At 70.0% G+C, this 22,473-nt stretch carries 20 protein-coding genes, 1 tRNA gene and 2 pseudogenes; 16 read left to right on the top strand and 7 right to left on the bottom strand.

Annotated features, from left to right (window positions below; all coding sequences use genetic code 11):
• Positions 1-36 precede the first annotated feature (36 nt).
• Positions 37-729: a type 1 glutamine amidotransferase domain-containing protein gene (locus RPX00_RS39360; RefSeq protein ID WP_406633217.1), complete on the bottom strand. Its 693-nt coding sequence runs from the start codon at positions 727-729 to the stop codon at positions 37-39.
• A 187-nt stretch (positions 730-916) separates the two neighbouring features.
• Here RPX00_RS39360 and RPX00_RS39355 point away from each other — a divergent pair.
• The 3 genes and pseudogenes from RPX00_RS39355 to RPX00_RS39345 all read left to right on the top strand — a co-directional run bounded on the left by RPX00_RS39355 (position 917) and on the right by RPX00_RS39345 (position 2,820).
• Positions 917-1,788: pseudogene (locus RPX00_RS39355) on the top strand (helix-turn-helix domain-containing protein).
• 193 nt (positions 1,789-1,981) lie between these two features.
• Positions 1,982-2,167: an SDR family NAD(P)-dependent oxidoreductase gene (locus RPX00_RS39350; protein ID WP_406633215.1), complete on the top strand. Its 186-nt coding sequence runs from the start codon at positions 1,982-1,984 to the stop codon at positions 2,165-2,167.
• Entirely contained in the window at positions 2,149-2,820 is a 672-nt protein-coding gene (locus RPX00_RS39345; RefSeq protein ID WP_406633213.1) for an SDR family NAD(P)-dependent oxidoreductase, read from the top strand. The genes RPX00_RS39350 and RPX00_RS39345 overlap by 19 nt, the downstream gene beginning before the upstream one ends.
• Positions 2,821-2,942: 122 nt before the next feature.
• Here the strand turns inward: RPX00_RS39345 and RPX00_RS39340 are convergent, their stop codons facing one another.
• Positions 2,943-3,542 (bottom strand): hypothetical protein, encoded by a 600-nt coding sequence (locus RPX00_RS39340; protein WP_406633211.1) that lies wholly within the window; start codon positions 3,540-3,542, stop codon positions 2,943-2,945.
• 79 nt (positions 3,543-3,621) lie between these two features.
• Between RPX00_RS39340 and RPX00_RS39335 the strand changes: the two genes are divergently transcribed.
• The 4 genes from RPX00_RS39335 to RPX00_RS39320 all read left to right on the top strand — a co-directional run bounded on the left by RPX00_RS39335 (position 3,622) and on the right by RPX00_RS39320 (position 9,175).
• Positions 3,622-3,765 (top strand): hypothetical protein, encoded by a 144-nt coding sequence (locus RPX00_RS39335; RefSeq protein ID WP_406633209.1) that lies wholly within the window; start codon positions 3,622-3,624, stop codon positions 3,763-3,765.
• Between the two features lie 451 nt (positions 3,766-4,216).
• A complete protein-coding gene (locus tag RPX00_RS39330) occupies positions 4,217-7,987 on the top strand; it encodes a hypothetical protein (protein ID WP_406633207.1) in 3,771 nt (1,256 codons plus the stop codon).
• 262 nt (positions 7,988-8,249) lie between these two features.
• Positions 8,250-8,654, top strand: a complete 405-nt coding sequence (locus RPX00_RS39325) for a hypothetical protein (protein WP_406633205.1) — start codon at positions 8,250-8,252, stop codon at positions 8,652-8,654.
• A 173-nt stretch (positions 8,655-8,827) separates the two neighbouring features.
• Positions 8,828-9,175 carry a hypothetical protein gene (locus RPX00_RS39320; RefSeq protein WP_406633203.1) on the top strand — a complete coding sequence of 116 codons (348 nt, stop codon included), beginning with the start codon at positions 8,828-8,830 and terminating at the stop codon, positions 9,173-9,175.
• Positions 9,176-9,800: 625 nt separating this feature from the next.
• On the opposite strand, the gene RPX00_RS39315 is transcribed toward RPX00_RS39320, so the two are convergent.
• Complete coding sequence (locus RPX00_RS39315; RefSeq protein WP_406633201.1) at positions 9,801-10,106, bottom strand: DUF1330 domain-containing protein; 306 nt, start codon at positions 10,104-10,106, stop codon at positions 9,801-9,803.
• A gap of 90 nt (positions 10,107-10,196) precedes the next feature.
• Here RPX00_RS39315 and RPX00_RS39310 point away from each other — a divergent pair, with 90 nt between their 5' ends.
• Positions 10,197-10,652: an SRPBCC domain-containing protein gene (locus RPX00_RS39310; RefSeq protein ID WP_406633199.1), complete on the top strand. Its 456-nt coding sequence runs from the start codon at positions 10,197-10,199 to the stop codon at positions 10,650-10,652.
• A gap of 10 nt (positions 10,653-10,662) precedes the next feature.
• Positions 10,663-11,997 carry an MFS transporter gene (locus RPX00_RS39305; protein ID WP_406633197.1) on the top strand — a complete coding sequence of 445 codons (1,335 nt, stop codon included), beginning with the start codon at positions 10,663-10,665 and terminating at the stop codon, positions 11,995-11,997.
• Positions 11,998-12,039: 42 nt separating this feature from the next.
• On the opposite strand, the gene RPX00_RS39300 is transcribed toward RPX00_RS39305, so the two are convergent.
• Positions 12,040-13,590: an AMP-binding protein gene (locus tag RPX00_RS39300; protein ID WP_406633195.1), complete on the bottom strand. Its 1,551-nt coding sequence runs from the start codon at positions 13,588-13,590 to the stop codon at positions 12,040-12,042.
• A 97-nt stretch (positions 13,591-13,687) separates the two neighbouring features.
• On the opposite strand from RPX00_RS39300, the gene RPX00_RS39295 reads away from it, so the two are divergent.
• From RPX00_RS39295 to RPX00_RS39280, 4 genes and pseudogenes are all read left to right on the top strand, one after another.
• Entirely contained in the window at positions 13,688-14,791 is a 1,104-nt protein-coding gene (locus RPX00_RS39295; protein ID WP_406633192.1) for an ABC transporter substrate-binding protein, read from the top strand.
• A pseudogene (locus tag RPX00_RS39290) lies at positions 14,737-15,566 on the top strand (enoyl-CoA hydratase/isomerase family protein). Before RPX00_RS39295 ends, RPX00_RS39290 begins: the two are co-directional and overlap by 55 nt.
• 10 nt (positions 15,567-15,576) lie before the next feature.
• Positions 15,577-16,302: an alpha/beta fold hydrolase gene (locus RPX00_RS39285; RefSeq protein WP_406633190.1), complete on the top strand. Its 726-nt coding sequence runs from the start codon at positions 15,577-15,579 to the stop codon at positions 16,300-16,302.
• A gap of 67 nt (positions 16,303-16,369) precedes the next feature.
• The gene (locus tag RPX00_RS39280) at positions 16,370-17,107 is read left to right on the top strand and encodes a FadR/GntR family transcriptional regulator (RefSeq protein ID WP_406633188.1); all 738 of its coding nucleotides are present in this window, start codon (positions 16,370-16,372) and stop codon (positions 17,105-17,107) included.
• A gap of 316 nt (positions 17,108-17,423) precedes the next feature.
• On the opposite strand, the gene RPX00_RS39275 is transcribed toward RPX00_RS39280, so the two are convergent.
• Positions 17,424-17,497: transfer RNA gene (locus tag RPX00_RS39275), tRNA-Pro, on the bottom strand.
• A gap of 188 nt (positions 17,498-17,685) precedes the next feature.
• On the opposite strand from RPX00_RS39275, the gene RPX00_RS39270 reads away from it, so the two are divergent.
• Together RPX00_RS39270 and RPX00_RS39265 are read left to right on the top strand one after the other, a co-directional pair.
• Positions 17,686-18,255 (top strand): RNA polymerase sigma factor, encoded by a 570-nt coding sequence (locus tag RPX00_RS39270; RefSeq protein ID WP_406633186.1) that lies wholly within the window; start codon positions 17,686-17,688, stop codon positions 18,253-18,255.
• Positions 18,248-19,048, top strand: coding sequence for a CU044_5270 family protein (locus RPX00_RS39265; protein ID WP_406633184.1), 801 nt, complete (start codon positions 18,248-18,250; stop codon positions 19,046-19,048). Before RPX00_RS39270 ends, RPX00_RS39265 begins: the two co-directional genes overlap by 8 nt.
• Here the strand turns inward: RPX00_RS39265 and RPX00_RS39260 are convergent.
• Both RPX00_RS39260 and RPX00_RS39255 read right to left on the bottom strand, forming a co-directional pair.
• Complete coding sequence (locus RPX00_RS39260) at positions 19,045-19,815, bottom strand: enoyl-CoA hydratase/isomerase family protein (RefSeq protein ID WP_406633181.1); 771 nt, start codon at positions 19,813-19,815, stop codon at positions 19,045-19,047. The two genes, RPX00_RS39265 and RPX00_RS39260, sit on opposite strands and share 4 nt — an antisense overlap.
• Positions 19,812-20,702, bottom strand: coding sequence for a PaaX family transcriptional regulator C-terminal domain-containing protein (locus tag RPX00_RS39255; protein WP_406633179.1), 891 nt, complete (start codon positions 20,700-20,702; stop codon positions 19,812-19,814). Before RPX00_RS39255 ends, RPX00_RS39260 begins: the two co-directional genes overlap by 4 nt.
• Before the next feature lie 122 nt (positions 20,703-20,824).
• Between RPX00_RS39255 and RPX00_RS39250 the strand changes: the two genes are divergently transcribed.
• Positions 20,825-22,462 (top strand): ABC-F family ATP-binding cassette domain-containing protein, encoded by a 1,638-nt coding sequence (locus RPX00_RS39250; RefSeq protein ID WP_406633177.1) that lies wholly within the window; start codon positions 20,825-20,827, stop codon positions 22,460-22,462.
• Positions 22,463-22,473: the final 11 nt, after the last annotated feature.

Genomic DNA, 22,473 nt, shown 5'->3' with positions numbered 1-22,473 from the left:
GCGATGGGTTTTCGGGACGTGCCGCCGAACGCGCCGCTAGCGGAGGGCGGCGATCATGGCCTCGGCCATCGGGGCGCTCGACGCCGGATTCTGGCCGGTGAACAGATTCCGATCACGAGTGGTGAACGCCTGATAGGCAGGTCCGCCGACGTGCTTCGCTCCCTGCTCGCGCAACCGGCTGGCGAGCAGCCACGGCGCTCCGTCGGCGGTGCCGAACAGCTGCTCCTCCTCGTCGGTGAACGCCGTCATTTCCCGCCCGGCGAACAGCCACTTGCCTTCTTCGTCCACAGCGGACAGCAGGGCGGCGGGGCCGTGGCAGACGGCGCCGATCAGCTTCCCGGCAGCGTCCGCCCGGGCGAGCAGGCGGCCGAGGTCGGAGTCCTGGTACAGGTCCACCACCGGGCCGTGTCCGCCGGGCAGCACGACCGCGACGTAGTCGTCGATGTCGACCTCGCTGAGGGTGAGCAGCGGGCCGAACTCCCGCAGCGCCTTCTCCGCGTGCGCCACGTATTCGGCGCAATTCGCGCCGGCGACCTCCGGATCGGCGCTGTGCTGGTCGAGCGGCTGCAACACCCCGCCAGGAGAGGCGAAGTCGACCGAGTATCCGGCTTCGACGAACTTCTCGTGTGGTGCCGCGAGTTCCTCGGCCCAGTAGCCGGTCGGATAGGACGAGCCGTCGGTGCGCACCCAGGTGCTCGCGGCGGACATGACGATGAGGATCTTGCTCACGAAGGGAATCCTTTGCTGAGGGTTCTCGGGACCTGCCGTCCCGCGGCGCCGTTTCCGGCACGGCTCAAGCGTGCCGGACAGAAACCCTGGTCAGCGGCTCATCTCGCGCCCTGTGCGACCTCGGACCCGGCAACCTAGGACGCACAGGTCCAGGCACCGGTCGGCAACGTCGGGGACACTGGACCGCATGGCCGACACCAACCGCGAACTCGCCGATTTCCTGCGGCGCGCCCGTGCCCAGGCCGACCCCGCGCGGGCCGGGCTGCCGCCGGACGGACGCGTCCGTCGCGTGCCGGGCCTGCGCCGCGAGGAAGTCGCCCGGCTGGCCGGCGTGTCGACCGACTACTACGCCCGTCTCGAACAGGGACGTCGCATCACCCCGTCCGCGGCAGTCGTAGCGGCGATCGGCCGCGCGCTCGAACTCGACGCTGCCGGACGCGCCCACCTCGAGGACCTCATCGGACACGCCACGGCGCCGGCTCGCCGACAAGCTCGGAGCGCGCAACGCATCCGTCCCGGTCTCTACCAGCTCCTCGACGCCCTCGACGGCGAGCCCGCGCTTGTCCTCGGCCGTCGCGCGGACATCCTGGCCGCCAACCGGATGGCCAAGGCACTGTTCGCCGACTTCGACCAGTTTCCGGCCGCCCACCGCAACTACGCCCGCTGGATGTTCCTCGACGAGGACGCCCGATCGCTGTTCGTGGACTGGCCGGACCAAGCCAGGGCCGCCGTCGAGAACCTGCGGTTCGAAGTCGGGCGCGACCCCGACGACCGGGCCACCGCCGAGCTGGTCGCCGAACTCCGCGCACACAGCCGTGAATTCGGCGAGTGGTGGGAGCAGCATCGAGTGCACCAGCGCACGCACGGATCGAAACGGCTGCGCCACCCCTCGTCGGGGACCTGACCGTCGAATACGAGACCCTCACCCTGCCCGGCGACCCGGACACCACCCTGTTCGTCTACACGACCCAGGAAGGATCGTCGTCCCGGCGAGCCATGAACCTGCTCGCCAGCTGGACGGCGTCGACGACGGACACTGTCGCATCGCACCCGGAATAGCGTGAGTGGGCGGTGCCAGCCTGTCGCCGCGCGGGGTCATCGGAATCACGGTGAACGCGGAGCAATCATTCACGTGCGGATGCTCATGTGCGGGTGGTGTTGCTAATGCCGCACATCATGCGCCGCCGGGGCTTCGCTCCCATCGCGCTCACGCAGTCGTCAATGCAGTTCACCTTGTGAGGAGATAAGTTCCTTGTCTGATCGGAAAGTCGCGGTCGTCACCGGCACGTCGAGCGGGATCGGCCTGCACACGGCCATCGGCCTGGCGCGGCGGGACATCCGCGTAGTGGCCACCATGCGGGACACCGGGAGAGAGGGCAACTGCTCGACACCGCTGCGAAGGACGGCGTCGAACTGGCAGTGCGCGAACTGGACGTGACCGATCGCGATGCCCGGCTGCGGTGCCTCGACGAGGTCGTCGCGGAGTTCGGGACGATCGACATTCTCGTCAACAACGCCGGGATCAGCGTCGCGGGCAGCCTGGAACAACTCGACGACGCGGCGCTGCGAACCCAGTTCGAGGTCAACTTCCTCGGCGTGGCAGCGCTCACCCGGCAGGCGCTCGGACCCATGCGGCGAGCCGGTTCCGGCCGGATCGTCACCGTCACCAGCAATGGCGGCGTCATCGGTGAACCTTTCCTGGACGCCTACTGCGCCTCGAAGTTCGCCGTCGAGGGCTTGATGCAGTCCTTGGCGCCCGTCGCCGCGCAATTCGGGATCGCGGTGAGCGTGGTCGAGCCCGCCGCGGTCCAGACCAATATCGTGCAGAACACCGACATGCGCTGCCTCAGCACGGATCCGGACGGGCAATATGGCCCGTTGACCGAGAAGTTCCTCCGCTTCGTCGCCGAAGGTTTCGGGACACCGCAATCACCTGAGGATGCGGCGGCCGTCGTCGTCGAAGCCGCCACCAGCGACACGCCCCGATTCCGGTGGCAGACCTCCGAGGCCGCGGCCGCGTCGGTCGGCCTTTCCCTGCGCGACATGGACGGCAGCACCGTCGTATCGGCGATGAGCGACATCCTGCGTTAGTGAGGAACTGGTGGCGAGTGCTGGCTCCCGACTTCCGGTGAGCGGGGGCTGGGGCGACGATCGCGGACCGGGCTGATCGGCTCTAGCCGGTCAGCCAGCGCGAGAAGGTTGTGGTCGGCCTATCAGCCGTCGACGAGCTGGACGCCGACCGGCAGTGAGACGGCGGGCAGGTCGGTGAGGTTGACGGAGGCCCCGCCGAGGAGCCGTCCGGCATGCGATGTGGGGGAGCGGCGTATCACGAACGCGGGCGTTCCGGGAGCCTCGCCTCCATGGATGGCGACGCCGGTGCGGTCGACGATTTCCGCAGCGGAGTCGTCCAGCCGGCGCACCGCAGTCTCGCCGTGGACGATACCGACGATCGGGTACGCGAGGGCGTTGGCGACGTCGCGGACCGAGGGCCCGCCGTCCATCTCGACATGGATCTCGCAGGCTGGCAGCATCGGCCACGCCTCGACCGAATCCGCGCCGGTGAACAGTCCGACGCGTCGGAGCATCGCGTTGCCCAGGCCTGCGGGGCCGCATCCCCGTCGGTGCACGCTGATGCCGTGCAGTTCGCTCGGGCTCAGTTCCGGCGCGAGCTTCAGGGACGGGTTGGCCCGCTCCTCGTCGTAGGCGTCGTTCCGGATCTGCGTCAAGATCGAGTTCCAGTGCGTTTCGTCGACGCCGTTGATCCTGACCTGGGCATCGGTCAAAGCTCCGCTGTGGTCGAGCAATCGGCGCATGAGCCGGTCTTTCCGGTGCTCGACGCGCAGCCCCGGAACGCCGTTGTTCCCGGAGTGAGGATCGAGCGGTGCGAGGACGTTGCGGAAGAGGGCCGGTGCCACGCCGTCGACCAGGTCTACGTCCAGCGAGCGCTGTGTCGGGCTGTTCCTCGGCGACGCGACTGTCCTGGCGGACGATCCGGCCGGGCTGGCGGCGCGGCTGGACGAGAGCGACCGCAGCTGAGCCCTGCTCGCTCTCCGCAAGGAACGGGGCTTGGGGCGCCGATCGGAATCAGGCGAGGGGAAACCTGCCAGGTGCTAGGTCAAGCGCTTCGGCTGTTCGGGGCAAGGCGCGGCGGCCGGGGAGGCGGCGGGATCGGTGTGCTGCCGGGGCGATGTCGGCTTCGTCTGATGTTCGCCGGACTGCGGGCGGTCTTCCACGGGAGACGACCGTGCCGGATGCGGGACACCATGCGGGCGCACTTGCCGGATCGGCTCGATCCGTTGCCCGACAATCCGGCGGTTCCATGGACGCCGGCTCTGCTGGACCAGCGCGGCCGACCTGCCTCTTTCCCTCCGCGTCGCCCCGGGTGCCCGTCCCGTCTCGCCTGGGGTGTCATACCGCACCTGGAGATCGCGATGCACCTGTGTGGAGTGTTCGGGATGGTGGGCGATGTGAGGCGGGGGTGGCCTGGATGCCGCGTGAAGAAAGCCCGTTGGCCGCTGGGGACGGGCCGCTGGTGGAGTTCGCACGCGATTTGCGGTTGCTGCGGGAGAAGGCGGGCAAGCCTCCTTATCGGGTGCTGAGTGCGCGGGCGCACTACTCGGAGGCGGCGTTGTCGCAGGCTGCGGCGGGGCGGAAGCTGCCCAGCCTGGACGTGACGCTGGCGTATGTGCGGGCGTGCGGCGGGGACGCCGGAGCGTGGGACAGCCGATGGCGCGAGGTATCGGTGGCGCTGCGGCCGCCCGATCCGCCGGACCTGGAGGAGTCGCCCTACGCGGGGCTCGCGCCGTTGCGGGTTGAGGACGCGGCGCGGTTCTTCGGGCGGGAAACGCTGGTGGATGAGGTGCTCGCCCGGCTGGCCGACCAGCGGGTGGTGGTGGTCGTCGGCGCTTCCGGCACCGGCAAGACGTCGTTGCTCCGGGCGGGGGTGGCGCCGAGGCTGGCCAGCCCGACTGTGGTGCTGACGCCGGGTGCGCACCCGCTGGAGGAGTGCCTGATCCGGTTGGCGGGCCTGGCGGGCACGCCCGTGGCGCGGCCGACCGACGATGCGAGGGGACTGCACCATGCCGTCCGGCGGGCTGCGCCTGATGGGCGCGAGCTGGTGTTGGTCGTCGACCAGTTCGAAGAGTTGTTCACGCTCTGCACCGACCACGCCGAGCGGGCCCGGTTCATCGACCAGTTGCTCACGGCGGCCATCGCCGACCGCAGCGGCTGCCGAGTGCTGCTGAGCGTGCGCGCGGACTTCTACGGGGACTGCGTCGGACATCCCGCGCTGTCACAGGCCTTGCGCGAAGGGCAGGTGACGGTGGAGCCGATGACGGCCGACGAGCTGCGCCGGGCCGTTGTCGGGCCCGCCGCGCGGGAGGGCTGTGTGGTGGAGACCGCGCTGGTGGCCCGGATCGTCGCCGACGCCGCCGGGCAGCACGGTGTGCTCCCGTTGGTTTCCCACGTGTTGATGGAGACCTGGCGGCGTCGGCGCGGCACGACGTTGACGTTGAAGGGTTACGAGGCCGCGGGCGGGATCGAGCACGCTGTCGCGCACACCGCCGAGGTCGCATTCACCGCGCTGTCCTCCGATCATCAGCGCACCGCCCGGCAGGTCTTCCTGCGGCTGTGCGCACTCGGCGAGGGGATCAAGGACACCAAGCGGCGAGCAAGCCGGGACGAGCTGGACCAACTCGGCGGCGATGTCCGGTCGGTGCTGGAACACCTGGCGGCCGCGCGGCTGGTGGTGCTGGGCGAGGACAGCGTGGAGATCGCGCACGAGGCCCTCATCCGCTCGTGGCCGCGCCTGCGCGGATGGCTCGCCGAGGACCGCGAGGGGCTTCGGGTGCACCGCGACCTCACCGACGCCGCAGCCGCCTGGCGCGCACTGGACGAGGACCCGGGCGCGCTGTACCGGGGTGTGCGGCTGGTGCTGGCCCGGTCGTGGGCCGAGCGCCACGGCTGGGCGATGAGCCAGTCCGAGCGGGACTTCCTGGCGGCCTCGATGGCCGAGGACACGCGCGTCGAGGCAGCCGAACGGCGGCGGGCGTCCCAGCTGCGTGTGCTGGTGGCGTTGTTGAGCGCTCTGCTGCTGATCGCGGTGGGGGCCACCTGGTACGCCGTGCGCGCCGCGCAGATCACCGCGGCGCAGCGCAACTCCGCGCTCGCGCAGAAGGTGGCCGCGCAGGCGCCGGCGCTGCGCACCGCCGACCCGGCGCTGGCGGGACAACTCGCCGTCGCGGCCTTCCGCCTCGATCCGACCGCCGACACCCGCGGCAGCCTGCTCAGCACCGTGCGCGGGCCTCGCACCACGGTCTTGACCGAAAATTCGGCCCGGCGCGCGGTGGCGTTCGGGCAGGGCGGCACGCTGCTGGCCAGTGCCGGGGACAGCCGCACGGTGCGGTTGTGGCGGCTGCGTTCGCCCCATGCTCCCGAGTCCGCCGCGGAGATCACGAGCAGGTCTGAGCGAGTGGAGTCGCTGGCCTTCAGCCCTGACGGGGCGCGGCTGGCTGCCGCCGGGCACGACGGCGTGGTGTCACTGTGGAATGTGGAGAACCCCGCCGCGCCCCGCTCGCTCGCCGCGGTGCAGGCCCACAGCGAAGCGGTGTACCACGTCGCCTTCAGTCCCGGCGGCACCGCGCTGATCACCGCGAGCAACGACGGCACCGCCGCGGTGTGGAACGTCCGGGACCCGAGCACGCCCACCCGCGTCTCGACGCTGACCGGTCACAGCGACTCGGTGGCGTGGGCCGAGTTCGACCCCGGCGGACGCCGCGCGGTCACCGCGTCCGACGACGGCACCGTAGGACTGTGGGACGTCGCCGATCTTGCCCACCCCACCCGCACGGCCCGGTTCCCGGCACACTCGCCCATGGTCACGTCCGCGGTGTTCAGCCCGGACGGCACGCTGCTGCTCACCGCCGGGTTCGACGCCAGCGCCCGCTTGTGGGACCTGCGCGCCGAAGGCGGGCCTCGGGAAGTGAGCCGCCTGGGCCAGCACCGGGACTCGGTGCAAGCGGCGCGGTTCTCGCCGGACGGCAAGACCGTCGTCACGACCGGATGGGACTACACCGCGCTGTTGTGGGATGTGTCGGCCCCGGCCGCACCCACCGTGCTCGGCACCATCGCCGGCCACACCAACGTCGTGTGGGCCGCCGACTTCAGCCCCGACGGCCGGGTGGCCGCCACCGGAGGCAACGACGGCACGGTCCGGCTCGTCGACGTGCCCGGCAGGGTGCTGGGCGGGCACACCGACACCGTCCGCGCCTCGGTCGTCTCCGCCGACGGGCGCACCGCCGCGACCGGCTCCCGCGACGGCACCGTGCGGCTGTGGGACGTGCACGACCCCGACCGGCCGCGTCGGCTGCCGCTGCCGGCCTCGACGATGAACCAGGTCCGGTCCCTCGCCCTGAACCGGAACGTGCTGGCAGCCGGGGACACCGACGGGCTGGTCCGGTTGTGGGACATCTCCGACCCTGCCCGCGCACGCCCGCTGCCGCGGACGATCAAACATCCGGGCACCGCCCGGGCGATGAGGTTCAGCCCGGACGGCGCGCTGCTCGCCGTCGGCGGCGACGATCCCGAACACGTGATCCGGCTGTGGTCGCTGCACGACCCGGCCACGCCGGTCCTCGCCGGGGAAGTCACGGGCGCCACCGACTTCGCGCCGGCCCTCGCGTTCTCCTCTCGCGGCGGCCTGCTCGCCGCCGCCATGTCGAACACCGTGCGCCTGACCGACGTGTCGAACCTTGCCAGGCCCCGGCTGGTCGCGACGCTGCAGGGCCACACCGACCGCGTGCTCGCGCTGGACTTCGCCCCCGACGGCCGGCATCTGGTCTCCGCCGGCCTCGACCGCACCGCACGCATCTGGGACGTGCAGGACCCGCGCACGCCTTCGCCGGTCTCCACGCTGACCGGACACCAGGGTGCGGTGCCCGCGGTGGCCTATTCGCCCGACGGTTCCCGCATCGTCACCGCCGGGTACGACCACACCGCCCGGCTGTGGGACGTGCACGACCCCCGCATCCCCACACTATGGGCGACCCTGTCCGGCCACACCGACGAAGTGCACACGGCGGCCTTCTTCCCGGACGGCCGCAACCTGCTCACCGGCGGGCGCGACGGAGCCGGTCTGCTCTGGCGGATCAACCCGGACGACGCGGAGGCCGAGGCATGCGCCCTCGCCCATCCGCCCATCACGACCGACCAGCTCGGCTCCTACTTCCCCGACGCCGACGCGCCCGCGCCGTGCCGATGATGCCCCAGCCCAGGCACGACACGCCTTCTCAGCAGTCCCGACGGACCTCCGGGCCGTCTTTCGCCTGGGTCTTCCGATTCTTCACCGGTCTTTGTTAACCGCTCGTCCGCCGACCGTGAAGAACCCGGCGGCGCTAAACCTGGGTTCCGCACCTCGATGCGAGCGATCGCTCACTCAGGCCCGCGGTTCGGAGAAGCACCGGGGCGAAGGACCGCCGACTCCTCGTGCGCTCGAGCGCACGAGACACACCGCAGGGGGAGACATGAGGTTCCTGGCCAAGACGCTCGTCGTGACCACCGCGATGGTCCTGGCGGGCGCGGGTTCCGCATCCGCCGTCACCGCCGAACCCGGGGCGGGGAAGGCAGGCGTGTACGGCGGCTGCTTTCTCGGACTGGTCTGCGGAGCGCTGGACAACCGCACCAGCCGCCCGGTGTACGTGGCGTGGTCCGACGACGGTTCGGGCTACACCTACGCCTGGGTCGCGCCAGGCACGAAGAAGGGCGGCCGCTGGAACGACGGAATCGACGTGGACTTCTTCTCCGTCGGACCCGGCTGCAAAGCGACGACCAACCGCTGGATCACCTGGTTCGACCCGGGCTGGTACAAGATCACCGACGACGAGACCGTCGCCCTGAACGGCTATGTATGTGACGGCGCAGGTGGGTAGCTCCCCATAGCCGGCCTGTTCTTCGCCGCCGGATCACAGGTTCCCCGTGACTGTTGCTCCAAGCTCCACAACCTGCTCGTCTCAGCAGTAACGGCCGAGAAAATTGCCCCCTTTACGGACCCCAATTCAGGATCGGCGAATAAATCGAGATTCATAGATGAAGGGAACATGGCATGAATACATTCAGGAGAATTGGTTTGACTGCAGGTTCCGTCGCCGTGATGCTTGGTGCCGGAATCACGCCAGCTCTGGCATCAGTCGCGCCGGCCGGGGTAAAGGTCGTGTCGGCGAGTCCCACGGCGAGTTACGACTGCTACGGCTTCCACAAGGTCAACGACAACCATCGTTGGGAGGGTGGCTGCTACGTGTATTCAGGCGAAATCCGCACGATTACCACCTGCGATGACCGTACCTCCCGCGTCGGTGGCTGGATCGGTGCTCGGGAGAATCCGTGGTTTGTCTACGGCGAGTGCGCTCCCGCCCGGGTCGCGCAGAACGACTTCCAAATCGACCAACGTTGACGCTGTGTCGGAGGGCCGGGCGTCGACCCGGTCCTCCGGCACAGCGCCACAACGACGCCGTGGCCAGGCCTGACTGCGTCCCCGAGCCCAATTCCCGCCTCGTCCGCGTCGGCGTGAACGCCTCCGCCAGCTCGCGGGCCGACACCACCCGCTTGAACCGCGGTCCGGTCGATCGACGCCACCCAGCACCCCGGACCAGTGACAAGGGAACGCAGCGCACCGAATCCGACACCCGCAGCGCCCGCCTCGCACGGGGCTGATGTTCCGGCTCGCCCCGACCGCGCTGTATGCCTTCGTGTCCGGTTCCTCAGCGATGGGCGGAAACGGCTGGTCAGCTGCTCCGAGCAGCATCTCGACGGATTGGCCGAGCAGTACCGCAAGCGCCGCTTTTCAGGTCAGGAACTGTGGACCGGGAAGCTCCTGCGCATGGTCCAGAACCATCGCCGCAGCGACGGCTGACCAGGCACTACGCGCTCACTTGGCAGGTTTCTTCCGTATCCCGGCGAGCCCTGGCAGCGAGCGATGGAATCTGGGCGATGCCGACGTCGCACGGCGTTGTTCCGGGCGGGGTGCCTCCGAGCATGACTCGGACGCACCCCGCCCGTTTGAGGTGCGGCAGCGTCCGCTAGCCGGCGACGGAATCTCCGCCGTCGAGCAGGACCAGCTCGCACCCGTCGCAGCCGGCGCGGCGAAGCTCGGCCGCCCGCTGGTAGTCCGGCGAGTGGTACATCGCCAGCGCCGCGTCCATCGACGGGAACCGGTGCAGGAAGTGCTCTCTGAACTGCCGCTCGCCCTCGAGTTGCTCCACCCGTACGCCCCGGGACAGGGGCTCGAAGCCGTAGCGGTCGCGGAGCCGGGCGACGATCGCCGAGTACTCCGCCATGGGTTCGGGGTCGCGGACGGTGGCACGGGCCACCCAATAGGCCGACATGGGTCGATCTCCCTTCGACGAGTCGTTGACACGCTAGCCGCGAGATGGATACTTGGTCAAACCAAGTGACCAGCTGACAAAGGAGCCAGCATGGGCGACGCTGTCATCAGCAAGCGCGGGGAGACGACGATCGTCGTCACGCGGGAGGTCGACGCGCCGCGGGACGCGGTGTGGGCGGCTCACCACGACCCGGAGCAGGTGCGCCGGTGGTGGGGGATCGAGGGGCACGACAACCACATCACCGAAATCGATCTGCGGCCCGGCGGGAGGTGGCGCTTCGGGCAGCGCGGGCCAGACGGCGGGGAGGTCGTTTTCGGCGGCGAGTACCGCGAGATAGAGCCGCCGTGGAAGTTCAGCTACACCAAGGAATGGGCCGGCGGGGACAGTCTGATCACGATCCAGTTCGACGAGCAGGGGGCGGGCACCTCGGTCACGCTCCGGTGCGAGTTCGCCTCGCGCGAGTTGCGCGATCACGTCGCCGAGGAAGGCATGGGGCGGCTGCGCGCCTCCTATGACCGCATGGACGCACTTCTCGCCGCGAACTAAGGAGCCCGCCATGCACCCGTCCACCACTGGTAGAACCGATGGCGCGGCACTGCTCGCCCGCCTCGAAGGACTGCCGTTCACCAAGCTGCACAAGCGAATCGTGGCCATCGTGGCCACCGCTTACCTGGTCGACGCCGCCGACGTGGCGATCCTGACCTTCGTGCTCGCGCCGATCAGCTCCGAATTCCGCCTGACCGCACTGCAATCCGGCAGCGTCGCCAGCCTCGCGTTCGTCGGCATGGCCCTCGGCTCCGCCGGCGCGGGCTGGCTGTCCGACCGTTTCGGACGGCGGCCGATCTTCACGATGAGCATGCTGTTGTGGGGGTTGGCAAGCCTGCTCACCGCGTTCGCCTTCAACTACGAATCCCTCCTGGCGTGCCGGTTTCTGACCGGGATAGGCATGGGGGCCGAACTGCCGTGCGCCGTGGCGCTGATCTCGGAGTACCTGCCCGCACGGCGGCGCGGCGCGTATCTCGGTTCGGCGCAGATCCTCGTGGTGCTCTCGTTCCTGATCGCCGGCGGCGCGACGCTGCTGCTCGACTGGCGGTTGGCCTTCGTGCTGATGTTCGTGCTGTCGATGTTCGCGTTCGTCGTCCGGCGCGGCGTGCCGGAATCCGTCCGCTGGCAAGTCGCGCGCGGCCGCATCGACGACGCTCGGGCGACCCTGGCGCGGTTCGAAGCTCTCGCCCCGGCGGGGACGCCGGCGGCGACAGTCCCGCTCAAGGCTCCCGTCTCCCGCGGGCCGCTGCGCGACCTGTTCACCGGCGCGCAGCGCAGGCGAACGGCTACCGCGTGGGCGATGTGGTTCTTTCAGCTGCTGGCGCAGTACGGCATCAACATCTGGATCGCCAAGCTCCTCGTCGACCACGGCGCCAGCATCGCGAAATCGATCGGCACCACGATGTTCATGCTGGCGTGGGGCATTCCCGGCACGCTGGTCGCGTGCTATCTGCTCGAACGGCTCGGCAGACGACCGGTCTACGCGGGCAGTGCCGTGCTGACGTCGGCGGCCGCGCTCTGGTACGGGCTGGCTTCCAGTTCGACGTGGGCGCTCGTCGCCGGCTGCGTGATGAACGTCTTCCTCGCCGCCATGACCGCAGGGATCAACGCCTACACGCCCGAACTGTTCTCGACCGGTGCTCGCGCCACCGGAGCCGGCACCGCGTCCGCCGCAGGGCGGATCGGCTCCGTGGTGGGCCCGCTCGCCGTGCCCGCGGTGCTCGCCGCGTGGGGCTTCACCGGAACTTTCCTGGTGCTGTCGCTGTGTTTCCTCGCCGCAGCCGCCGTCGTGCTCCTGTTCGGCCGGGAAACGCGCGGCGAAGTGCTGGAGAATCTCGCTGAATGAATCCTCGCGGGCGGCGGGACAATCCCGCCGCCCGCGAGGGTGTCAGTGCACCTGCCGGGCAGTCCCGCCCCAGTAACGCTCCCGCAGCTTCTTCTTGTCGACCTTCCCGATGGCCGTCACCGGCAGCTCGGCGACGATGTCGACCGTCTTCGGAGCCTGGTGCTTCCCTTTGCGCAGCCGGACCTTCTCGACCAGCGCCGCACTGTCCACTGTGGATCCCGGGCGGGGCACGACCACCGCGGTGACCGCCTCGCCCCACCGCTCGTGCGGCACCCCGATGACCGCGACGGCGGCGACGGCCAGGTCCTCGGCGATGACGTCCTCGATCTCGCGGGAGTACACGTTGAACCCGCCCGAGATGATCATGTCCTTCTTGCGCTCCACGATCCGGAAGAACCCGCGTTCGTCCTGGACGGCCAGATCGCCGGTGTGCAGCCAGTCGTTGCGCAACGCGGCTTCGGTCTCCTCCGGCCGGTTGTGGTAGCCGCTCATGATTCCCCGACCGCGCACGCAGATCTCGCCGACTTCGCCGGGGGAGACCGCCTGATCGTCTTCGTCGAGCAGCACCACGCGCTGGCCCAGCACCGCGCGCCCGCAGGAATCGAGCAGTTCGGGCACGTGCTCGTCCTTGCGCAGCACCGTCGCCCACGACACGCATTCGGTCTGCCCGTACGCCTGCAGCAGCACCGGTCCGAGCACGTCGTGCGCCTCGGCGATCCGCGACGGCGACATCGGGGACGCGCCGTACATCAAGGTATCGAGCGAGCTGACGTCGAACTTCGCGGCGAGCCCGGAATCCAGCAGCTTGTACAGCATCGTCGGCACGCAGAAACTCCAGTTGACGCGTTCCTCCTGCACCGTGCGCAGCCAGTGCTCGGGGTCGAAGCCGCGGTGCACGATCACGGTCCCGCCGCGCAGCAGCGTCGGCAGGATCGGCAGCACGCCGGCGTGCGACAGCGGCGCGACCGTCAGATACCGCGGCGCGCTCGGGAGGTCGAGCGACGCGATGATCGTGGACACCGTGTGCACGAGCGCGCGATCGGGGAGCTTCACGCCTTTCGGCCGTCCCGTCGTCCCGCCGGTGTACGCGATCCAGGGCACGTGCTCCGGTCCGGCAGCAAGGCGTGTCAAGGCGCTGCCCGGCGTCGTTTCGAGCAATGCCAACAGGTTCTCGGCAAGGTCCGATTCGCCGAGAACCAGGGTGTGCTTGATCCGCGAGGACCGCTCGGCGATCGCGGCGCCGGCTTCGGCGTGCGCGGGATCGACGATGAGCAGGTCGGCACCGGCGTCGTCACACACGTACGCGTGATCTTCGGCCGAGCCGAGCGGGTGCAGGCCGCTGTAGTGCACGCCGAGCAGCGTCGCGGCCGCCTGGACCAGCCAGACCTCGGGAGTGTTGCCGCTGAGCACGGCAATCCCGTCGCCCGCGGTCAGGCCGCGCTCGGCGAAGATCCGCATGATCCGGCCGACCCCGTCCGAGGCCGCGGCGTAGCTCACGCGCCGGTCGCCCGCCACGAACGCGGTCCGGTCCGGATACCGCGTCAGCGCCTCGACCAGCAAGTCGCTGTAGTTCACGTCAAGCAGGGAAGTCATCGGCCCACCTCTTCGTCGCCGTTCCAGGATGCCTCACCCTATGGTAACTTGGTCAGACCAACTGATGAAGTACTCGATGACGTGAGGGAGATCGCGGATGCCGGTGGTACTCGGCCAGGTCGTCTCGCGCACCGGCGACAACCCGGGCGGGCAGGACAACGAGCGGGGCGCGCGCCTGGCCGTCGACGAGCTGAACGCCGCCGGGGGCCTGCTCGGGCAGCCGGTCGAACTCGTGGTCGCCGACGACCGGACCAGTCCGGCGCACGCGGTGACCGCTTTCGCCGAGCTGCTGCGCGCGCCGGTGGCGGGCGTGGTGGGCACGTCGTTCTCCAACGCGAGCCTGGCGATCATTCCGGTCGCCGAGGACGCCAGAGTGCCTTACGTGTCAACCGGAGCCGCCGACAGTCAGGTGGACCCGGTCCGCCCCTATGCGTTCATGACCCCGCCGACCGCGAGTGCCGTCGCCGAGCAACTCCTCCGCTACTGTCGGGCGCACGGGCTGAGCAGGGTCGCACTGATCGGCGACGAGAACAGCGTGTTCGCTCGCGCCGGCCTCGGCAAGCACGTCGACCTTGCCCCCGGACACGGTGTCGAGTGGACGCATGTCGAGCGATTTCCCATGGCGGCACGGGAATTCGCCGCGTTGTTCGAGCGGGTCCGCGACAGCGGGGCGCAGGCGGTGATGGCGTGGGCGACCGGCCCGCCCGCTGTCGAGCTGGTACGGCAGCGCCCGCGCGACCTTCCGCTGCTGATGAGCCACGGCAATTCCGACCGGAGGTTCCTGGACGTCGCCGGTCCGGCCGCCGAAGGGGTCGTCGCGGCGGCGTCGCTCGGGGTGGTGGCGCGGGATCTCCCGGCGTCGCCGGTGCGGGACGCGGCGGTGGCGCTGGCGGACGCCTTCGAAGCACGCCACGGCTACGCGCCGTCTCTGTACGCAGTGGACGGATACAGCGCGGTGAAGCTGCTCGCGGCGGCCGTCGCCGAGGCGGGCAGTGCGGACCCGCGACGAGTGCGCGACGCGCTCGAAACAGTCGAAGTCCTTACGCCGCAAGGCGAATACCGCTACACCGCGACCGACCACCACGGACTGACCGCGCGGCACGTCGCGGTCACGGTGGTCGACGGCGGCCGGTTCGTCCCCACTCCGTGGTGCCGCGACGAACTGGCCGCGACCGGGAAACCAAGGGAGGACCCGAAGTGACTGAACAGGTTGTGCTGACGAGCGTCGACGGACCGGTCGGCTGGATCCGGCTGAACCGGCCCGAGGCGCTCAACGCGCTCAACGCCGAACTCGTCGCCGAATTCGACGACGCGCTCACCCGGTTCGAGAACGACCCCGCGGTGCGAGTGCTCGTGATCACCGGGACGGGCCGGGCGTTCTGCGCCGGCGGCGATCTGAACTCGTTCGACCCGGAACACCAGGACACCGTGCACGAATTCCTCCGCCAGGCCGCGAAGACGCTGGAACACCTCCCGCGGATCGAGAAACCGGTGATCGCCGCGCTCAACGGAGTCACCGCGGCGGGCGGGCTGGAAATCGCGATGGCCTGCGACCTGGTGGTGGCGGCGCGCAGCGTCCGCATCGGCGACGCGCACGCGAATTTCGGACTGCTGCCCGGCGCGGGGGCGCGGTGCGGCTCGCCCGTGCGGTCGGGCCCGCCCGCGCGAAGTACCTCGCGTTCACCGGGCAGTTGTTCCCGGCCGAGTACTTCCTGCCGTGGGGCCTGGTCAACGAGGTCGTCGACGACGACGCGCTCGGGAAACGGGTGCAGGAACTCGCCGAACTCGTCGCGGAGAAGAGCCCGCTCGTGCTCGCCGGGGCCAAGCACCTGATCGACGAGGCCGCCGACCAGTCGCTGGAAGCGGGCCTGCGCGCCGAACGCGTGGCGATGTACGCCCACATGCACACCGCCGACATGCAAGAAGGTCTCGCGGCCTTCGCCGAGAAACGCACCCCGCGCTACACCGGACGCTGAGGAGACCGCCATGACCACCTACGTCCTCGTTCACGGAGCCTGGCAGTACGGCGAAAGCTGGAACCTCGTCCGGCCCGAACTGGAAGCACTGGGCCACGACGTCCACACGCCGACCGCGGCCGGACTGAGCCCCGGCGACTCGCCCGACATCAGCACCGACGACGCCTGCCGCCCGATCATCGACTACATCCTCGAGCGCGACCTGCGCGATTTCGTGCTGCTCGGGCACAGCTGGGGCGGCGTGCTGATCGCGAAGATCGCGGAGGCCGTGCCCGACCGCGTGCGCAGGCTCGTCTTCCAGAGCGCGTTCGTGCTGCTCGACGGGCAGACCGTGCTGGACAACGTGCCGCCGTTCTTCCCGCCCGCGCTGCACGCGAACGCGGCGGAACGCGGCGACGGAACGGTGATGCTGCCCTTCGAGATCTGGCGCGACGGCTTCATGGGCGACGCGACCCGCGAGCTGGCCCGCGAAGTCTACGACGGCCTGCGGCCGCAGCCGTTCCGTCCGTTCACCGAACCCGTGGACCTCAAGACGTTCGCCGGACTGCCGATCCCGAAAAGCTACCTGAACGCCACCGAGGACAACGGCCTGCTGCAAGGCGAATGGGGCTGGCACCCGCGGATGTCCAACCGGCTCGGCTACTTCCGGCTCGTGCAGATGCCCGGCGGCCACGAGGCGATGTACACGCGGCCGAAGCTGCTGGCGGAGAAAATCGTCGCGGCCGGCCGGGACTGACCTGCGGTCAGCTGGTCTGGCCAAGTACGCTGGCGGTCCCAGCACTGACCGGCGGAAGGACCTCGACGTGACCGACTCGGCGAACGACGGCGAGCTGTTCGCTCCGGTCGGGAAGCAGCGCCTGTTCGAAAGCGTCCTGGACCAGCTTGAACAGCTCATCTACGACGGCAAGCTGCAGGCGGGCGACCGGCTGCCGAGCGAACGCGCGCTGAGCGAGTCGCTGCAGGTCAGCCGGCCCTCCCTGCGCGAAGCGCTCCGGGTGCTCGACGCGCTCGACATCATCACCGTGCGCACCGGCATCGGCGCGAGCGGCGGCACGAAGATCAGCGACCGCCTCGGCCCCACAATCTCCCGACTCATGCGGCTGTACATGGCGCTCGGGCATTTCGATCTCGAAGACGTCCTGCACACCCGCCGCCTGCTGGAAGAAGAGGCAGCGCGCGTCGCTGCGGCCGAACGCACCGACGAGCAACTGGCTCGCCTCGAAGCACTGCTGGACCAGATGGACGCCGCCTCCGCGGACAGCGACACGTACCTCGCCCTGGACGGCAAATTCCACGTCGCCGTCGCGCTCGCCAGCGGCAACCCGCTGCTGGCACACCTCATGGGCTCCATGCGCGACGCCGTCACCGAACACCTGGTCAAACGGGAACTGGACCCGGCCGCGTGGCCCAAACTGGCGTCCTCGGCGCAGAAATCGCACCGCGCCCTGGTCAAAGCCCTGCGCAACGGCGACGCTGAGGCGGCAGCCGAGCAGGTCCGGCGGCACACGGCGTTCTACCACGAGCCCACTGCCCAAGCCTGAACCCGCTCGAACCGCGTCGCGCCCCAAGTCCGCGTGCGGCGCTTGCCTCGGCGAGGGTCGTGCCGGGCGATGCCCGGGTGAGCGGAGTCGCTGGGTTTTTTGCCCATCGAACGATGGTCGGGTTGCACCGTTCGCCATCGTCAGGAGACGCGCCGCGTGCTCAGCCAGGAGGCACGCACGACCACCGGATCGGCCCACCGTGTTGCGCGCTGGTCCCCAAGCCTCAACACCGGCACCCAGACCCAAGATCAAACCCCGGCAGCAAAAAGCCGCCCGACCTGGGCTTCCACCCAAGCCAAGCGGCTCGTTCGTCCGGTCGGGCTGACAGGATTTGAACCTGCGACCCCTTGACCCCCAGTCAAGTGCGCTACCAAACTGCGCCACAGCCCGGACTCCTCACTCCCCGGAGGAACCCCCGCGAAGTGCGATGCGACTACTCTAGCGGGTCCCCCAACCAGCCCCGCAACGAGGTCTCCTTTGCCGTCTGACCTGCGCAAACCCTGCACCGTGAACTCAAACCCGGCAGAGTGCGGACAACAGGGTGGACAGGGCAGGACAGACCGGGGAGGGGCAACGGGGTGACCGAAGACGACGACGCCGGCGTGATCAGGCGGTCGGTCGGCGAGCCGGAGGCGTTTGCGGGGATTTTCGACCGGCACGCGCCCTTCATCCACCGGTATCTCGCTCGCCGGCTCGGGCGGGACGTTGCCGATGACGCGCTCGCTGAGACCTTCCTGGCGGCGTTCCGCAAGAGGAGCCGCTACGACCTGGCCAGGCCGGACGCGCGGCCGTGGCTTTACGGCATTGCTACCAACGTCGTGAAGCAGCACCGGCGGGATGAGGTCCGGGAGTACCGGCTTCTCCGGGCGGTGGGGCCGCAGCAGCCTGCGCAGGCGCACGACGAGGACGTAGCCAAACGGGTGGTCGCGGTGGCGCGTGGGCCGGAACTGGGGGCGGCATTGGCGGCGCTCGCGGAGGGGGACCGGGACGTCGTGGTGCTGACGGCTACCGAAGGGCTGTCGTACGAGGAAGTCGCTGAGGCGCTTGGCATTCCGGTCGGCACTGTCCGTTCTCGGCTGAATCGCGCCCGCCGGAAGTTGCGGGACGCGCTTGGCACTGACTCTGAGGAGGTTTCCGTCCATGGATGAGATGCAGCTGCTCCGCGAGCGGACGGCGGACGTTCCCTTGCCCGCTCTGGACGATCTCGCCCCGGCGAGGGAGAGGCTGCTTGCGGAGGCGCGGGCGGAGGGCAGGCCGAACAAGACGAAGTGGGCCATCGGCATTGCGGCGGCGGCAGCGGTGGCAGCGGTGGCGATCGTGCCCTTCAGCGGTGGGCAGCCGGCTGCGGCGGATCCGGTCCGGGTGCTGCATGACGCGGCGAAGGCGGCGTTGCAGAAGCCGGATACGCCGCCGCAGCCGGGGCAGTTCCTTTATGTCAAAAAGCAGACCCCGGACGGCACCCGCGAGGAGTGGTTGTCTGCGGACGGGGAGCAGGACGGGTATGTCCGGCAAGAAGGGAAAGAGATGCCGGTACCGGTCTGCGTGGACGGGAAGTATCACCCCATCGGCGAGAAGGTGCCGGAGAAGAAGCCGTGTCAGAAGGAGCCTGCTTACAAGAAGGGGGCGCCCGAGACGGCTGGTGCGATGTATCAGTATCTCGGCGGCGGATCGGCGGCGATGGGGGAGAACTTCGGGCGGATCGCGAGCGAGACGTATCTCGAACCCAAGGCGCGTGCGGCGATGTATGACGCGGTGGCGCAGCTGGGCGGGCTCAGTGCGGTCGAGAACGCGAGGGACGCGGCGGGGCGGCAAGGGGTCGGGGTCAGTTGGGACGGCACGACGTTGGTGTTCGACTCGGCGACGCACGCGTATTTGGGCACCACCAAGGAAGCCCTGGTCTCGTACGGGATTGTCGACCGGGCTGGGCAGCTGCCGGGTTAGCGGCCGATAAAGCGGGCCTTGCCGGGGCCGTCGGCGAGGAAGGACTTCACGGCGCCGCGCAGGTCTTCGGTGTTGTAGAGGTCGGCAGCGATAGCCGTGACGTGCTCGTTCGCTTCCGGGACGCCGCCGTGTTCGAAGTGCGCGAGGACGCGCTTCGTCGCGGCGTGCGCCTGGGTGGGGCCTTCGGCGAGCTGGCGGGTGAACTCGCGGGCGGCGGCGTCGAAGCCTTCGTCGGGCAGGACGCGGTTGACGACGTTCCAGCGCTCCAGCGTGGCCGCGTCAAACGGTTCGCCGGTGAACACGAACTCCTTCGCACGGGCCACGCCTGCCCGGGCGGCCAGGCGCTGGGTGCCGCCCATGGTGGGGGTGAGGCCGACGACCTTCTCGACGAGGCCGAATTTCGCCCGGGAGGAGGCCAGCAGCAGGTCGCAGGCCATGGCGACCTCGAACGCCCAGGTCAGGCACAGGCCGTGGGCGGCGAAAACCGTCGGGAACGGCAGTGCGGCAAGGCGATCGGGCACGGTGAGCAGTTCGTCGAAGAGCACTTTGGCTTCATCAGGAGACGACTGCGCGTCGAAGAGCGCCACGTCGACGCCGCCGCTCACGACGCGGCCTTCGGCGCGGATCAGCAGGGCGCGGGCGGGCGTTTCCTCCAGCGACCCGATCGCGTCGAGCAGGGCGTCCTGCAGCGGTTTGGTGTAGAGGTTGAGCGGCGGCTCGTCGATGGTGAGCACGGCAAGCCCGCCGTCGCGGTCCAACCGGGTCATGCTTGCTCCTCGTTCGCGGTGAGTTGGTCCCAGTACGCCTGCGCGGCCGGCCGCCATTCCACGTGCTTGCGGTGGAACAGTTCGGCCGCCTTGGCTCCGCTCCAGCCCGCGGGCAGCAGTTCGGCGGGCAGTTGCGGGTCGAGGAACGGGAAGCGCCGCCACTCGTGCACCAGTTCGGTCTGTGCGCGCAGCACCGCCTGCTCGCCGGACGGCGTCACGCCGGTGAAGCGGTCGATGAAGTCCTCGTACCGGTCGGTCAGCTCGGACAGGTCCCAGGACCGCTCGACCATGCTCTCCTGGCTGCCGATCGCGCCGTACTCCGCGGTGAACGACATCGCCTGCGCTTCGAGGCCGAGGTCGGCGACGATCTTCTGCGCCTCGGGCTCGCGGCTCGGATCGGGGCTCACCCAGACGCCCGCGACCGGGGACCCGAACCCGGCCCAGGTGAGGCGCGTGCGCAGCCGGTGCCGCAGGTCGCGTTTCGCCTCCGGCACCGAGACGATCAGCATCAGCCAGGTGTTCTCCCAGGCGTGCGCGTCGCGGCCGAAGGCGTATATGCGCTCGGCACCCTCGGTGAGCAGCCGCCGTCCGGGCGGGGTCAGCGACCAGCGGACGCGGCGGCCGATGCGCTCGGACACCAGCCAGCCCTCGGCCGCGGACCGGGCCAGCGCCTGCCGCGCCGACTTCTCCTCGATGTCGAGCATGCCGAGCGATTCGACCAGCATGGACGTCCACACCGGACGGTCGCGGGGCAGCACGTACTCGCCCAGCACGGTCATCAGCAGCGACCGTGCGCTGGCGTGGCTCACCTCGCGACGTCTGCTGACGGTTGGCCGGGGAGCCCGCTGTTTCCCCCGGCCGAACGGGACCGGGGCGGGTTCCGCCATCGCTTTTCACCGACCTCACTGCTCTCGTTGGGACCCGGCAACCCGCCCAGAGTACCCACTCCCAGTGACGAAGCCGACACGCGGCACGCGGCGCGCGGGGTCCCCGTAAACTCGGCTCCGATATGAGCGCCACACTCGTCGCGAAGGACCTGGCCGCGGGCCACGGTGACCGCGTTCTCTTCTCCGGTCTGGACCTCGTCGTCGCCCCGGGCGAGGTGATCGGGCTGGTCGGCGTCAACGGCGCCGGCAAGTCCACCTTGCTGCGCACGCTGGCGGGGCTGGCCAGCCCGGAATCCGGCGAGATCCGGCTGAACCCGCCGACAGCCACCGTCGGGCATCTCCCGCAGGAGCCCGAGCGGCGGCCGGGGGAGTCGGTGCGCGCCTTCCTCGCGCGGCGCACCGGCGTCGCGGCCGCGCAAACCGCGCTCGACGCGGCGACGGATGCGCTTACCGCGGGCGAGGACGGCGCTGACGACGCATACGGCACCGCGCTGGACCGCTGGCTCGCGCTCGGCGGAGCGGATCTCGACGACCGGGCCGGCGAGGTCGCCGCGGACCTCGGGCTGGCGGTCGACCTCGACCAGCCGATGGTTTCGCTGTCCGGCGGGCAGGCCGCGCGCGCCGGGCTGGCGTCGCTGCTGCTGAGCCGCTACGACATCTTCCTGCTCGACGAGCCGACCAACGACCTCGATCTCGACGGGCTCGCCCGGCTGGAGCGGTTCGTCACCGGGCTGCGCGGCGGAACCGTGCTGGTGAGCCACGATCGCGAGTTCCTCGCCCGCACGGTCGACCGCGTGGTGGAGCTGGACCTGGCGCAGCAGCAGGTGAAGACGTACGGCGGCGGGTACGAGTCCTATTTGGAGGAACGGGAGGTCGCGCGGCGGCACGCGCGCGAGGACTACGAGGAATATGCCAGCACCCGCGCGTCGCTGGAGGCCCGGGCGGGCATGCAGCGCGCGTGGATGGAAAAGGGCGTCAAGAACGCCCGCCGCAAGGCGACCGACAACGACAAGATCGGCCGCAAGTTCCGCAGCGAGGCCACCGAGAAGCAGGCTGCGAAGGCGCGCCAGACCGACCGGATGATCGAACGGCTCGAGGTGGTCGAGGAGCCGCGCAAGGAGTGGGAGCTGCGGATGGAGATCGCCGCCGCTCCGCGCGCGGGCGCGGTGGTCGCGACGCTGCGGGGCGCGGTGGTGCGGCGCGGCGAGTTCACGCTCGGTCCGGTGGACCTGCAGATCGACTGGGCGGACAAGGTCGCCATCACCGGCGCGAACGGCGCGGGCAAGTCCACCTTGCTCGCCGCGCTGCTCGGCAGGCTGCCGCTGGACGAGGGCGCTGCCGCGCTGGGGCCGGGCGTGGTGGTCGGCGAGGTCGACCAGGCCCGCCGGCTGTTCCTCGGCGACGCCCCGCTGGCGGAGGCGTTCGCGCGGGAGGTCCCGTCGTTCGCGGACGCGGAAGTCCGTACGCTGCTGGCGAAATTCGGGCTCAGGGCCGCGCACGTGCTGCGCCCGGCGGCGACGCTTTCGCCCGGTGAGCGCACCCGCGCGGCGCTGGCGCTGCTGCAGGCGCGCGGCGTGAACCTGCTGGTGCTGGACGAGCCGACCAACCACCTCGACCTGCCCGCGATCGAACAGCTCGAGTCCGCTTTGGACACTTACCCCGGCACGCTGCTGCTGGTGACGCACGATCGCCGGATGCTCGACGCGGTTTCGGTCACCCGGCGGCTGGAAGTGGACGGCGGCAAGGTTTCCGAGCGTTAGTCGGTGCCGCC

The organism is Amycolatopsis sp. WGS_07 (genome assembly GCF_045278895.1).
In the GTDB taxonomy this organism is placed as follows: domain Bacteria; phylum Actinomycetota; class Actinomycetes; order Mycobacteriales; family Pseudonocardiaceae; genus Amycolatopsis.
The sequence above is the reverse complement of the archived record's forward strand: the minus strand, read 5'-3'. Positions and strand labels throughout refer to the sequence as shown.